Source organism: Longimicrobium sp., assembly GCA_036377595.1.
Classification (GTDB): domain Bacteria; phylum Gemmatimonadota; class Gemmatimonadetes; order Longimicrobiales; family Longimicrobiaceae; genus Longimicrobium.
This window is the reverse complement of the sequence record DASUYB010000017.1, coordinates 1-12779: the sequence shown is the minus strand read 5'-3', so window position 1 is coordinate 12779 and position 12779 is coordinate 1. Positions and strand designations below refer to the sequence as shown.

Here is a 12779-nt window from a genome sequence, read left to right as displayed (position 1 = left end):
TCCCCGGCCGCCTCGTCCTTGCACGCGACCGGATGGACGGCACGGCGCCTCGGATCCGCGCGATCCTGTTCGACCTGGACGGGACGCTGATCGACACCTACCGGCTGTACCTGGAGAGCTACCGGCGCGCGCTGGAGCCCTTCCTGGGCCACGCGCCCACCGAGCGGGAGATGATCGAGCGCGGGCCCTCGTCGGAGCGCCGCTTCCTCCTCGGCTGGCTGGGCGACGAGCGGGGCGAGGCCTGCCACGCCGAGTTCCGCCGCCACTACGCCGAGCTGCACGGCGCGTACGTCGACGGCGTCTACCGCGGCGTGCCCGAGATGCTGGCCGCCCTGCGCGCCGCCGGCTATCCGCTCGGCATCGTCACCGGCAAGGCGCGCCACGCGTGGGAGGTCACCGACCGGGAGATGGGCCTCGGCGCCTTCGACGTGGTGGTGACGGACGACGACGTCGACGCGGGGAAGCCCGACCCGCAGGGCCTCCTCTCCGCCGCGCGGGCGATGGCGGTCGAGCCCGGCGAGACCGTCTACGTCGGCGATTCCACCGTCGACCTGGCCGCCGGCCGCGCGGCGGGGATGCGCACCGCCGCCGTGCTCTGGCCCAAGACGGGTGAGGGCGAGGCGGAACGGTTCGTGAACAGGATCACGCCCCTCGCGCCGGATTGGGTGTTCAGCCAGCCGGCCGACGTCACGCGGGCGTTCGCACGCTGGTGCTGAAAGGCTGGGAGATGACGGAGGACGCGGTTCCGCGGCAGGAAGGCGGCTGGAAGGACTACCACATGATCGCCGAGGAGGGGCACACCGTCGTCGGCACCGTCAAGGTGCTGGAGGGGGTGGAAAGCCCGCAGCTCGGCAACACGCGCGACCTGCTGGTCTACCTCCCCCCGTCGTACGCGCGCGGCGACCGGCGCTACCCCGTGATCTACATGCACGACGGGCAGAACCTGTTCGACCGCGCCACCAGTTTCGGCGAGGAGTGGGAGGTGGACCAGACCCTCGAGGACGCCAGCGCCGAGGGGCTGGAGACCATCGTCGTCGGCATCCCCAACACCCCGGCGCGGCTCGACGAGTACAGCCCGTTCCGCGACCCCGGCCACAACCAGGGCGGCCGCGGCGACGCCTACCTCGACTTCGTGGTGAGCACGGTCAAGCCCATCGTCGACCGCGACTTCCGCACCCGCCCCGAGCGCGAGTGCACGGGGATCGCCGGCTCGTCGATGGGCGGGCTGATCAGCCTTTACGCCTTCTTCCGCCACCCCGACACCTTCGGCTTCGCGGGGGTGATGAGCCCCGCGTTCTGGTTCGGCGGCCGGAAGATCTTCGACTACGTGCGCAAACGGCCGTTCACGCCGGGCCGCATCTACCTCGACATCGGCACCAACGAGGGGCGCGAGGCGCTGGGCGACGCGCGCCGGATGAAGGCGCTGCTGGAGGAGAAGGGATACCGCACGGGCCACGACCTGCTCTTCTTCGTGGAGATGGGCGGGCGCCACAACGAGCGCGCCTGGGCGCGGCGCCTCCACCACTCGCTCCGCTTCCTCCTCGGCGTCCCCCCGCGCCCGTCCCGCCCACGGCTGGAGCATTCCAAGCTCTGACCCATGCGCTCTTGAGTTCTCACGCGGAGGCGCGGAGACGCGGAGGAGCGAGATGGGGTCTCGTGCTTCATCGCCGAGACCTGCCAGCAGACGTGCAGGACCTGCTACTACAGCTGCCTGCACAACACCTGCGACTTCTCGTGCTCGTTCGCCTGCTGACGGCGGAAGTAGAAACAACGGAAGGGGCGCGATTCGTCGCGCCCCTTCTGCATTCATCTCCACCGCGATCGAGCCCGTCAGGCCAGCATTGCCGCGTTGTGGAACTGGTTGGCGGCCTCGATGAAGGCCTCGAACAGGCGGCGGGTGCCGTCGTGCTTGTCCACCAGCATCTCCGGGTGCCACTGCACGCCGACGACGAAGTGGTCCTCGCGGGTCGACTCCAGCGCCTCCACCAGGCCATCCTCGGCCCACGCGGTGGCCACCAGCCCGTCTCCCACCTCGCAGATCCCTTGGTGGTGCATGGAGTTGACGGGAGATTCGACCACCCCGAACGCCTCGTGCAGCCGCGACCCCTCGGCGATGCGGACGTCGTGCGCCAGGTGGTCGCGCGCCCATCCCGCGCCAGGGAAGTAATCGTGCTTGATGGAGCCGGGATAGAGCTCGCCGCAGTCCTGCACCAGCGTGCCGCCGGCCGCCACGTTCAGCACCTGCATCCCCCGGCACACGCCGAACACGGGCTTGCCGTCCTCCAGCGCCCAGCGCGCGAACGCCAGCTCCACCGCGTCGCGCGGCGGGTCGGTGCGGCCGCACAGGTCGTGGCGGTCGCAGCCGTAGCTCGACGGGTCCATGTCCACGCCGCCGGGAAGGAAGATCCCGTCCAGCCGGTCGTAGATGGCCCGCAGCGTCTCGGGATCGTCGTCCAGCAGCGGCACCATCCACGGGATCGCGCCCACCGAGGTGCACGCGTGGAAATACCGCTGGTTCATCACCCAGGACTCGGGAAGGTCCTCGGGGATGCGGTCGATGGACTGGAGGGTCTGGGTGGGGATCCCGATGACGGGGCGCTGCTGCATCTCTGCCTCTGCTACGGATATACAAAACGGTCCCGCCTGCCGGGAGCAAGATCGGGACCGCACAACAACCTAGCGCAATCGTCGCCGATTCACAACGGAACCGTATACGATCGAGACACACATCGGTTCCCCTCGGCATGGACCGATGCAGGTTTCCCGTGCGATCTGCGGCGGCTAGAATCCCCCATCCGATCGCCATCTCCCCCACGTCCCGCCAGCCATGCCGCCACCGGACGCCGACCGCGCCCGCGCCGACGCCCACGCGCCGCGCAGGTACCGCTACTACGACCTGCTCATGGCGGCGTTCGTCACCGTGCTCCTCTGCTCCAACCTGATCGGCGTGGGGAAGCCGGCGCACGTGGGGCCGCTCACCTTCGGCGCGGGCGTGCTCTTCTTCCCCATCAGCTACCTCTTCGGCGACATCCTGACCGAGGTCTACGGCTACGCGCGGGCGCGGCGCGTGGTGTGGGCCGGCTTCGGCGCGCTGATCTTCGCCTCGTTCATGAGCTGGGTGGTCCTCGCCCTTCCCCCGGCGGCGGGATGGACCGGGCAGGCCACGTTGGAGGCGGTGTTCGGACAGACGCCGCGCATCGTGGCCGCCTCGCTGGTCGCCTTCTGGGCCGGCGAGTTCGCCAACTCCTTCACCCTGGCGCGGATGAAGGTGCTGACCGAGGGCCGCTTCCTGTGGATGCGCACCATCGGCTCCACGGTGGTGGGGGAGATGGTGGACTCGCTCATCTTCTATCCCGCGGCCTTTCTGGGCGTGTGGGACACGGAGACGGTGTTGAAGGTGCTTTTCGCCAACTACCTGCTGAAGGTGGGATGGGAAGCGGTCGCCACGCCGCTCACCTACCGCATCGTGGCCTTCCTCAAGCGCCGCGAGCACGAGGACTGGTACGACCGCGATACGGACTTCACCCCGTTCAAGCTCTCAGTCGACTGAACCCCAGTGCGGAAGTGCGGGAGTGCGGAAGTGCATGAGTGCGCTGGATCGGCCCGGACCCCGCGCACTCTCGCACTCTCGCACTCTCGCACTCAAAGTGAACGCGCTGCTACGAGGCACGGGAGCACATGAGAATCCGCGCGGCGCCTTCATCTTCCGCTAATCCGGGCGGGCCCGACTCGGGGCACAAGTGGGCACCGGGCGTGTATGCGGTTGCAGCGATAGAACGGGAGAACGGTGACGGGCTGGTCGGCAGCGGTTTGAAATGCCTGCGCCGCAACGGGTTCGCCGCTGAAAGGATACCTGCGTGGCCTGATTCGTGCGCGCGCCGCACGAGCAATCCACTGCCAGGGAGCGGCACGGGGAAGGTGCCCCGGAAACGGCGAAAACACTGGTGTAGCCAGATGTTTTCTCTTGCGCCGGGTCGTACCGGTGGTTACGTTGGGCCTCAGATCCCAACGAACAAATCAGCTACTCGGTTCCAGGGCGCGTGCGCGCCTCCTCCCTGGTCTTTCTTCCCTCGCGATAACGGAACATTCCAGCGGACGCGGCGGCACCGGGCCCCGTGAGAGCCGGAGTGTCTGGCAAACGTAATCGGAGCCAGTCGTGGACATCACCTCCATAAAGTCGAAGAGCATCTCCGAGCTGCACGAGATGGCGGAAGGGCTCAACATCTCCAACTACTCGGGACTGCGGAAGCAGGACCTGATCTACCGCATCGAGCAGAACCTGCTCGACAGCGAGGTCGTGCTGCGCGGCGAGGGCGTGCTCGAGGTCCTTCCCGAGGGATACGGGTTCCTGCGCTCGCAGGACTGGAACTACCTGTACGGCCCCGACGACATCTACGTCTCGCCCAGCCAGATCAAGCGCTTCGACCTGCGCACCGGCGACACGGTGCTGGGGCAGGTGCGCCCGCCCAAGGAGGGCGAGCGCTACCTGGCGCTGCTCAAGGTGGAGCGGGTCAACGGCGACGAGCCGGAGAAGGCCAAGCACCGCATCGCCTTCGACAACCTGCGCCCGCGCTATCCCGACGAGCGCGTGCACCTGGAGGGCGCCGCGGGCGACCTGTCGATGCGCGTGATGGACCTGATCGCGCCGCTGGGCAAGGGGCAGCGCGGCCTGATCGTGGCGCCGCCGAAGGCCGGCAAGACGATCCTGATGCAGAAGATCGCCAACGCGATCACCGAGAACCATCCCGAGGTGCACCTGATCGTGCTGCTGATCGACGAGCGGCCCGAGGAGGTCACCGACATGCAGGAGAACGTGAAGGCCGAGGTGATCTCGTCGACCTTCGACGAGCCCGCCGACCGCCACACGCAGGTGGCCGAGATGGTGCTGGAGAAGGCCAAGCGCCTGGTGGAGCACGGCCGCGACGTGGTGATCCTGCTGGACAGCATCACCCGCCTGGCGCGCGCCTACAACGTGGTGGTGCCGCACTCCGGGAAGATCCTCTCCGGCGGCGTGGACGCCAACGCGCTGCACAAGCCCAAGCGCTTCTTCGGCGCGGCGCGCAACATCGAGGAGGGGGGCTCGCTCACCATCGTGGCGACCGCGCTGGTGGAGACGGGGAGCCGGATGGACGAGGTGATCTTCGAGGAGTTCAAGGGCACCGGCAACATGGAGCTCGTGCTCGACCGGCACATCGCCGACCGGCGCATCTTCCCGGCCATCGACCTGAACCGCTCGGGGACGCGCCGCGAGGACCTGCTGCTGACGGAGATGGAGCTCACGCGCGTGTACCTGCTGCGCAACTTCCTGAGCGACATGCCGCCGGCCGAGGCCATCGACTTCCTGCTGAACCGCATGCGGAAGACGAAGAACAACAAGGAGTTCCTGGATTCGATGGCGAAGGGCGGCTGATTTTCGGCGCCCCTCGCGGCGGGTCCACGAGCGAGGGCCGGCTCCGCTGCCGCGGTGCCGGCCCTCATCCGTGGTGCGAAAGTGCGAGAGTGCGAAAGTGCGTCGGGTTCGAGCGGTCCGACGCACTCTCGCACTCTCGCACTCTCGCACTCTCGCACTCTCGCACTCTCGCACTTCTTTTCTACGCCGCGCCGACGCCCTCGTACATCGGCCCGGCCACCAGCTCGCCGTCGGTGATCACCTGGCGGTCCCACGGATAGACGATCAGCTGCGGCGTCTCCATCGCGAAGAAGTGCGGGCGCCAGCCGCCGGGGCGCACGAACGTGGCCGCGGTGCGCACGTCCGCGGGGCCCACCTCGCGCACAGCCGCCAGCGCCAGGCGCATGGTGTCGCCGCTGGTGGTGATCTCGTCGACGATCAGCACGCGCTTGCCGCGGCACCGCACCGGCGTGGCCGACAGCACGCGCGGCTCGGCGTGGACGGTTTCCCCGTCGCGCCGCGAGATCTTCATCGACTCGAACTCGGCGTCGAGCATCGCGGCCACCGTGGCCGCCGGGATCACGCCCGCCGTGGCGATGCCGATCACGATGTCTGGCCGGTACTCGCGCGCGACGCGGACGGCCAGCGCGCGGCACATCTCGCCGAACAGCTCCCAGGAGAGCTCGAACGTGCCCTGCGTGGCGGCGAACGCCGGCGCGCGCGGGCGGGTGAACGTGGTGGGCATGGCGCACCTCTCCGTGGGGGGTGGGTTCAGCGAGGGGCGTGCACGTTACAAGTTCCGTTCCCGTTAGGGAAGAAAACGTTTGCCGTAGCCGCATCGCGACGGCCTCCAGCCTTGCGCCGGCCGGGACGGAGAAGATAGCAATCCTTCCAGCACGGCGGAGTGGGGAAATGCCCACACGCTCCGCTCTCCAGTCTCCCCGTCCAGCACCACCGATGGCGCAGACGCCGAATCCCGCCGGCTACAGCGGCACTCCGCTCCCCAGGAAGCTGGGGATCAAGCCCGGCCAGCGCATCCGCTTCGCCGCAGCGCCCCCGGAGTTCGCCGCAGCGCTGGGCGAGCTGCCCGACGGCATCACCGTCTTGTCTCCGGACGACGCGGCCGGCGCGCTGGACCTGATCGTCTTCTTCACCACCTCGGCGGATGTGCTGCAGGCTCGGTTCCACTCGCTGTCGCAGTCGCTCGTGCCCGCGGGGATGCTGTGGGTGGCGTGGCCGAAGAAGTCGTCCGGCGTGCGCACCGACCTCACCGAGGACGTCGTCCGCCGGATCGCGCTCGACGGCGGGATGGTGGACGTGAAAGTGTGCGCGATCGACACTCGCGGCGCGGTTCATCGCCAATCCCGCGTTCCACTGGCGGCGGAGCGACGCGCCGAAGCTGCGCCTGTACGCGCAGCCGGACTCGTACGCCGCCCGGCATCGCGGCGAGATCACCGCCGCGGCGGGCGAGGCGCGCGCGCACGCCTTCTCGCTGCTGGAGACGCCGGACGACGGGAGCACGTACGACGTCTTCTTCGTCGAGGACCGCGCGGAGCTGATGCGGCTGAGCGGACGCCGCGGGCGGGGGACGACGTTCCCGGAGGAGCGCACCGTCGCCCTCGTCGCCAGCGAGCACTGGCGGCCGTTCCTGCGCCACGAAGTGATGCACGCCGCGTCCATCCGCGCCTGGGGCTACGCCGCCGCGGGCGACTGGGTGAAGGAGGGGCTGGCGACGGACGCGGAGGGTGTCTGCGGGAGATACGACGTCGACGCGGTCGCCCGCTTCCTGGTGCACGCCGGCCGCGCGATCCCGCTCGCGGACCTGACGGACCGGTTCCGCGCGCAGGACGACCTCACCGCCTACATGCTGGCCGGCAGCCTCGTCCGCCACCTGCGCACGCGCCACGGCATCGCCGCCGTGCACGCCGTGTGGACGGGCGAGCTGGAGCAGGCGACGGGGCGCACGCCGGACTCGATCTACCGCGAGTGGCTCGAGGCGATGAAGTCCGGGCCCGCGCCCGCGGTGGATTGGGATTCTCTCGCGGCGAACGGCTGCGGGTGGCGCCCGTGAGCGCGGTGGAGATACAATCTCCCGCATGGCAGACGCTGACCTCCGCGCCCGCGCCGACGAGCGCTTCGCGCGCGCCCTGGCCGACACCGGCGCGCGCGACCCGCGCGACTTCTACCGCAAGCAGCTCGTCGCGCTCAAGACCAACCACCGCGGGGCGTACCAGCGCGCGCTCGTCTACTTCGAGGAGCGGCTGATCCCCGCCGTGGCGGCGGACGACAGCGACGCGGTGGGCGAGTGGCTGGAGTACGGCCGCGTGCTGGCCACGCTCGCCGCGCCGGGGCGGACGGTGCAGATCGACGCCGGCGGCCGCGCCAGCGACTACGCGCGCCCGGTACCGCCCGACGCGCTGGTGCTGCATCTCCCCGAGCGCACCGGCGATCCCGCCATCATTGTCGGCCTCCCCACCACGCTCTCGCCCGCCCAGCGCGCGAACTACGACCTGCTCGTACGCCAGCAGCAGGCGCTGTAGCGGCGCCGGAATCACGCGGGAATGTCACACGGAGGGAACGGAGGTAACGGAGGAAAGGCGGCGGCGGCCCTCCGTTACCACCGTTTCCTCCGTGTGATATGAGTCAATAAACGAAGCGGGGCGGCAGATCGTGTCTGCCGCCCCGCTCGTTGTCCTCCGATGTCGTCCGTTACCGCTGCAGCATGGCGATGGCGTTGCCACCCGCGACCGTGGTCTCCGTGCGGACGGGGTTCACCGTCACCACCGGCTCGCGCATCTCCGGCCACGTGACCGCGCGGGCGATGCGCAGCGGGGTGGCGGGCGAGCGGCGGAGCTGCACCTGCGCCAGCAGCTGCGCCGGGTCGGCGCCGGCCGCGCTCAGCTCCTGCTGCACGCGGGCCGCGTAGCCGCTGGCGGCGCGGCCGTACACGTCGGGGTGCAGCGTCACCGTGTCGGCGCCCACCTCGGTCAGGCGGTACTCCACGCGCACCTTCACCCGGCCCGAGAGCGCCAGCTCGCGCGTGGCCTGCGGATTACGCACCAGCGCCTGCACCGTGGTGGGCTGCACCGGCGCGCCGTCGGCCTGCAGCACCAGCTGCGCCAGCTCCATCACGTCCTGGTTGCGCATCCGGATGCACCCGTGCGAGGCGGGGCGGCCCAGGTGCCGCTCGTTGCGCGCCGGCGTGCCGTGCACGTAGTAGTCGCCGAACAGGTGCATCTTCACGCGGCCCATGGGGTTGCCCCAGCCCGGGCCGGCCGGCTTCTCGTCGCGCGCCCACTCGGCGTCGGGCGGCGGCGTCCACGACGGGTTCCACACCATGCGGCGGATGGACGCCTGCCCGGTGGGGGTGGTGTGGCGCGCGGTGCCCACCGACACGGGGTACGAGCGGATGCGCTCGCCGCCCTGGAACACGTCCAGGCGGCCGGCGGGAATGTTGACGACAAGCTCCATCGGCGCCTGCTGCGCGGCGGCCGGAATCGTGGTGAGCGCGGTGACGGTCAGCAGCGCGGGGAGGACCCGCATCGGGGCGAACATGGGTCGGGTTGGGGACGAGCGTTGCGGACCCGTCGAGACGCTCCGGGCCTGCCGGGCGTTTGGTCCGCTGGCACCCCCGGATCACGGTCCCGAGGGTACTTGGCGACGAGGTTACGAGACCTGGCCGCGAAGAGTTTCAACCGGATTTCGCGGGGGAGGGGGGAAGGTCCCCACGGGAGGGAGATGGGTCTGGGGGGCTCCGTCCGACGCCAAATATGAAGGCTGACGGGGGTTTCGTCCAGAATCTCGTTGCGGAGGCCTTCGGAGAGATCCCCCCGCCGCCCTCCCCGTTTTTCCGATTTCGTTGCGCGGCGCCGCACGTTTGCACTATCCTGGGCGCCGCCGGGATCTTCCACGATCTCCCGGTGTCCAATTCTCCCGACCCACTCGCGGGCGTGGACCCCTGCCCGCGCGGAACGCCCCCGACGGGCGTTTCACCCTTCCCCGTATCCCACCATGGAGACCGTCAGAACGGAGAGGTTCCCCCAGCTGTTCTGGGGGATGGTCGCGCTCGGGCTGGGGCTGGTGCTGGCCGCGCTGGTCGGCGCCGCCGCGCTCAAGTCCGTCAAGCGCGCGGGCGACCAGATCGAGGTCACCGGCAGCTTCAAGAAGCAGGTGCGCTCGGACTACGCGGTGTGGAAGAGCGCCATCGCCATCCAGGGCCCCGACCTGCAGGGCGCCAGCGCCGCGGTTACCGCCGACGTGCAGCGCCTGCGGCAGTTCCTGCGCGCCAGCGGCATCGCCGACAGCAGCGTGAGCGTGAAGCCGCTGGAGATGGACGTCATCTACCGCGCCGCCGAGAACGGCACCCCCACCAGCGACCTGCTGGGCTACAAGGTCACCCAGCGCATCGAGGTGCGCTCGGCCGACGTTGCGCGCATCACCCAGCTCTCGCAGCGCGCCAACGAGCTGATCGCGCAGGGGGTGCCGCTGGGCTCGTCGAGCGTGGACTACCTCTACACGCAGCTGGAGAAGGTGCGCGGCGAGATGCTGGCCGACGCCACGCGCGACGCCCGCCAGCGCGCCCAGGCCATCGCCCGCGCGGCCGGGGCGGAGGTGGGCGCGGTGCGCAGCGCGCGGATGGGCGTGTTCCAGGTCACCCCGCGCAACTCCACCGAGGTGTCGGACTACGGGATGAACGACACCTCGTCACTCGACAAGGACGTCACCGCCGTGGTGCGCGTGACCTTCGCGGTGGACTGATCCAAGAGTGCGAGAGTGCGAGAGTGCGTCGGGTCCGAGCGGTCCGGCGCACTCTCGCACTTCCGCACTCTCGCACTTTCGCACTTTCGCACTCTCGCACCATGTGGCAGGCCGGACTGCCGTAACTGGTTGAAACCAAAGTGGAACCTGCCGGATCGTGCGGCACCGACTCCCCAATCTGTACCCTCGCTGTCCCACTTTTATGCATTCGGCTGGATCGTTATTCAGAGGAATGTAAACGGTAACACTTTGCAATCCGAACAGTTGCGCGGAAACGGGTGAGGACGGCCCGGGCGTTGCCTAGGGGGCGTGCCGTCGGCGGGGAATCCGGGGAAGCACTCCGGGTTCCCCGCCGATGCGTACCCAAGGCAGGAGCACCATCAATCATGCGGGTCGATGACCTGATCCATACAGAAGAGGGGTGGGGCGACGCGGCGTCGCTTCCCCTGGTGCTGGACCGCTCGCGCACGGCCGACAACGAGCGGATGAATCATTTGATCGCCTCCGGCCAGGTCCGGAGCCTTCACGATACCCTCGAGCGGCAGATCGACGACCTGGTGCGCGTCCGCGCGCGCCGCGGCGACCTGTCCACCGCCGAGCTGCGGCGCGGCCGCGCCGCGCTGCTGGGAGAGGCGGATCCCGCCGCGTTCGGGCGCTGGGTGTTCTTTCCCTGGTCCGGGCGGATGGTGCACGTCCTTCCCCCGGCCGAGTACGCCGAGCTGCGCCTGGACCGCAACCGCCACCAGGTGACCGCCGACGAGCAGCGCCGCCTGGCCGCCTTCCACGTGGGGATCGTGGGGCTGACGACGGGGAACGCCGTCGCGCTCACCCTCGCGCTGGAAGGCGCGTGCGGGCACCTCAAGCTGGCCGACGCCGACGAGGCGTGGCTGGGCGACCTCAACCGCCTGCGCGCCGGCGTGCAGGACCTGGGCGTGCCCAAGACCGTGCTGACCGCGCGGCAGGTGTTCGAGGCCGACCCGTACGCCCGCGTCACCCTCTTCCACGAGGGGTTCGGCGACGAGAACGCCGACGACTTCATGGGCGGCGACGTGCCGCTGCACGCGGTGGTCGACGCCTGCGGCGACCTGTACGCCCGCGTGCTGCTGCGCGAGCGGGCCCGCGAGCGGCGCATCCCCGTGCTGGCCGCCGCGGGCGACCGGGGGATGGTGGACGTGGAGCGCTTCGACCTGGACCCCGCCGCGCCGCTCTTCCACGGCCGCGTGGGCGACCTCACCTCGGAGCAGGTGCGGGGGATGGACGAGGGCGAGCGGCTGGCCCTCGAGCTGGCCGTGGCCGACGCGGACCGCGCCTCGGCGCGCACCGCCGCCTCGGTGGTGGAGATCCGCCGCACGGTGACGGCGCTGCCGCGCATGGCGTCGGACGCGGCGCTCGGCTCGGCCGCGGTGGCGGTCGCGGTGCGGCGGCTGGCGCTGGGGCAGCCGCTCCCCGGCGGGCGGCGGCGGGTGGACGCGGCGGCGATCCTGGCCGACGCGGGCGGCGCGCAGGTGACGCCGATCTCGGCCGCGCCGGGGTGGGCGCCGGCGCGGGTGCTGGGCGGCGTGGACGGCCGCATCCCCGAGCTGGTGCGCTTCGTCGTGGAGCACGGCACCCTCGCGCCCTCGGCCGCCAACCGCCAGCCCTGGCGCTTCAACTGGGACGGCGAGCGGCTGTGGGTGATGCACGACCGCGGGCGCTCGGCGTCGCTCCTCGATCCCAACCACCGCGCGGCGTACCTGGCGCTGGGCGCGGCGGTGGAGAACATCGCCGTGGCGGCGGCGCACCGGGGCGTGCGCGCGCGCACCGAGCCCTTCCCCCGCCCGCGCGACCCGTCGGTCGCGGCGGCAATCGCCTTCGACGCGGGCGACGGCGGGCTGGACGACGACGCCGCGCTCTTCCCGCTGCTGGGCGAGCGGGTGACCAACCGCCGCGTGGCCCGCCGCGTTCCCCTGGGCGCGGGGGCCATGACGGAGCTGGCCGACGCGGCGCGCGTCCGCGGCGCGCGGCTGGACCTGCTGACGACGGACGACGAGCTGGCCGGGCTGGCGCGCGTGGTGGGCGCGGGCGAGCGCATCCGCCACCTGATCCGCGAGCTGCACCGCGAGATGGCGGACGAGCTGCGCTGGAGCGACGAGGAGGCGCGGCGCGCGGGAGACGGCATTCCCGTGGACGCGCTGGAGCTTTCGCCGCAGCAGCGGGCGGCACTGCGGGTGGCCGCGCGTCCGGAGGTGGCGGCCACGCTGCGCGAGCTGGGCGGCGGGCGCGCGTTCGGGGAGCGAGCGGAGAAGGCGATCCGCCACTCCTCGGCGGTGGGCCTGCTGACGGTGGGCGGGATCGCGCCGGCGTCGGCGCTGCGCGGCGGGCGCGCGGTGGAGCGGGTGTGGCTCACGGCCACGTCGCTGGGGCTGGCCGTGCACCCGGTGACCGCGCTGGTCTACATGTTCGAGATGCTGGACGGCAGCGCCGCCACGGTCTTCTCCGCGCGCGAGCGCGAGGAGCTGCGCGAGCTGCGGGCGCGCTTCGACGCGCTGTTCGAGGCGGCGGAAGGGAACACGCGGCTGCTGCTCTTCCGCGTGGGCGTGGCGGGCGCGCCGAGCGCGCGGGCCCCGCGGCTGCCGCTGGAGTCGGTGCTCAC

At 70.9% G+C, this 12779-nt stretch carries 12 protein-coding genes; 8 read left to right on the top strand and 4 right to left on the bottom strand.

Annotated elements, in window-relative coordinates; all coding sequences use genetic code 11:
• The first annotated feature begins 32 nt into the window (after positions 1-32).
• Together VF092_02765 and VF092_02760 are read left to right on the top strand one after the other, a co-directional pair.
• Positions 33-716, top strand: a complete 684-nt coding sequence (locus VF092_02765; protein HEX6746210.1) for an HAD family hydrolase — start codon at positions 33-35, stop codon at positions 714-716.
• Between the two features lie 11 nt (positions 717-727).
• Positions 728-1594 (top strand): alpha/beta hydrolase-fold protein, encoded by an 867-nt coding sequence (locus tag VF092_02760; protein ID HEX6746209.1) that lies wholly within the window; start codon positions 728-730, stop codon positions 1592-1594.
• Between the two features lie 236 nt (positions 1595-1830).
• On the opposite strand, the gene VF092_02755 is transcribed toward VF092_02760, so the two are convergent.
• The gene (locus VF092_02755) at positions 1831-2607 is read right to left on the bottom strand and encodes a gamma-glutamyl-gamma-aminobutyrate hydrolase family protein (protein ID HEX6746208.1); all 777 of its coding nucleotides are present in this window, start codon (positions 2605-2607) and stop codon (positions 1831-1833) included.
• 220 nt (positions 2608-2827) lie between these two features.
• On the opposite strand from VF092_02755, the gene VF092_02750 reads away from it, so the two are divergent.
• Together VF092_02750 and rho are read left to right on the top strand one after the other, a co-directional pair.
• Positions 2828-3550 (top strand): queuosine precursor transporter, encoded by a 723-nt coding sequence (locus VF092_02750; protein HEX6746207.1) that lies wholly within the window; start codon positions 2828-2830, stop codon positions 3548-3550.
• Between the two features lie 606 nt (positions 3551-4156).
• Complete coding sequence (gene rho, locus VF092_02745; protein HEX6746206.1) at positions 4157-5410, top strand: transcription termination factor Rho; 1254 nt, start codon at positions 4157-4159, stop codon at positions 5408-5410.
• A gap of 181 nt (positions 5411-5591) precedes the next feature.
• On the opposite strand, the gene VF092_02740 is transcribed toward rho, so the two are convergent.
• On the bottom strand, positions 5592-6134 hold the full coding sequence (locus tag VF092_02740; protein HEX6746205.1) for a phosphoribosyltransferase family protein: 543 nt from the start codon (positions 6132-6134) through the stop codon (positions 5592-5594).
• A gap of 238 nt (positions 6135-6372) precedes the next feature.
• Positions 6373-6651 (bottom strand): hypothetical protein, encoded by a 279-nt coding sequence (locus VF092_02735; protein HEX6746204.1) that lies wholly within the window; start codon positions 6649-6651, stop codon positions 6373-6375.
• A 296-nt stretch (positions 6652-6947) separates the two neighbouring features.
• On the opposite strand from VF092_02735, the gene VF092_02730 reads away from it, so the two are divergent.
• A complete protein-coding gene (locus VF092_02730) occupies positions 6948-7460 on the top strand; it encodes a hypothetical protein (protein ID HEX6746203.1) in 513 nt (170 codons plus the stop codon).
• A 25-nt stretch (positions 7461-7485) separates the two neighbouring features.
• The gene (locus tag VF092_02725) at positions 7486-7929 is read left to right on the top strand and encodes a hypothetical protein (GenBank protein ID HEX6746202.1); all 444 of its coding nucleotides are present in this window, start codon (positions 7486-7488) and stop codon (positions 7927-7929) included.
• A gap of 169 nt (positions 7930-8098) precedes the next feature.
• Here VF092_02725 and VF092_02720 read toward each other — a convergent pair whose 3' ends face one another.
• Positions 8099-8932 carry a L,D-transpeptidase gene (locus VF092_02720; GenBank protein ID HEX6746201.1) on the bottom strand — a complete coding sequence of 278 codons (834 nt, stop codon included), beginning with the start codon at positions 8930-8932 and terminating at the stop codon, positions 8099-8101.
• 468 nt (positions 8933-9400) lie between these two features.
• Here VF092_02720 and VF092_02715 point away from each other — a divergent pair, with 468 nt between their 5' ends.
• Positions 9401-10147, top strand: a complete 747-nt coding sequence (locus VF092_02715; protein HEX6746200.1) for an SIMPL domain-containing protein — start codon at positions 9401-9403, stop codon at positions 10145-10147.
• A 386-nt stretch (positions 10148-10533) separates the two neighbouring features.
• Positions 10534-12779 (top strand): Rv1355c family protein (locus tag VF092_02710; GenBank protein ID HEX6746199.1); only part of this gene is annotated, 2246 nt, incomplete at its 3' end.

Bases quoted from the DNA above. Each gene is read 5' to 3' on its own strand.
- VF092_02765 (HEX6746210.1), top strand. From the start codon at position 33: ATGGACGGCACGGCGCCTCGGATCCGCGCGATCCTGTTCGACCTGGAC.
- VF092_02760 (HEX6746209.1), top strand. From the start codon at position 728: ATGACGGAGGACGCGGTTCCGCGGCAGGAAGGCGGCTGGAAGGACTAC.
- VF092_02755 (HEX6746208.1), bottom strand. From the start codon at position 2,607: ATGCAGCAGCGCCCCGTCATCGGGATCCCCACCCAGACCCTCCAGTCC.
- VF092_02750 (HEX6746207.1), top strand. From the start codon at position 2,828: ATGCCGCCACCGGACGCCGACCGCGCCCGCGCCGACGCCCACGCGCCG.
- VF092_02740 (HEX6746205.1), bottom strand. From the start codon at position 6,134: ATGCCCACCACGTTCACCCGCCCGCGCGCGCCGGCGTTCGCCGCCACG.
- VF092_02730 (HEX6746203.1), top strand. From the start codon at position 6,948: ATGCGGCTGAGCGGACGCCGCGGGCGGGGGACGACGTTCCCGGAGGAG.
- VF092_02725 (HEX6746202.1), top strand. From the start codon at position 7,486: ATGGCAGACGCTGACCTCCGCGCCCGCGCCGACGAGCGCTTCGCGCGC.
- VF092_02720 (HEX6746201.1), bottom strand. From the start codon at position 8,932: ATGCGGGTCCTCCCCGCGCTGCTGACCGTCACCGCGCTCACCACGATT.
- VF092_02715 (HEX6746200.1), top strand. From the start codon at position 9,401: ATGGAGACCGTCAGAACGGAGAGGTTCCCCCAGCTGTTCTGGGGGATG.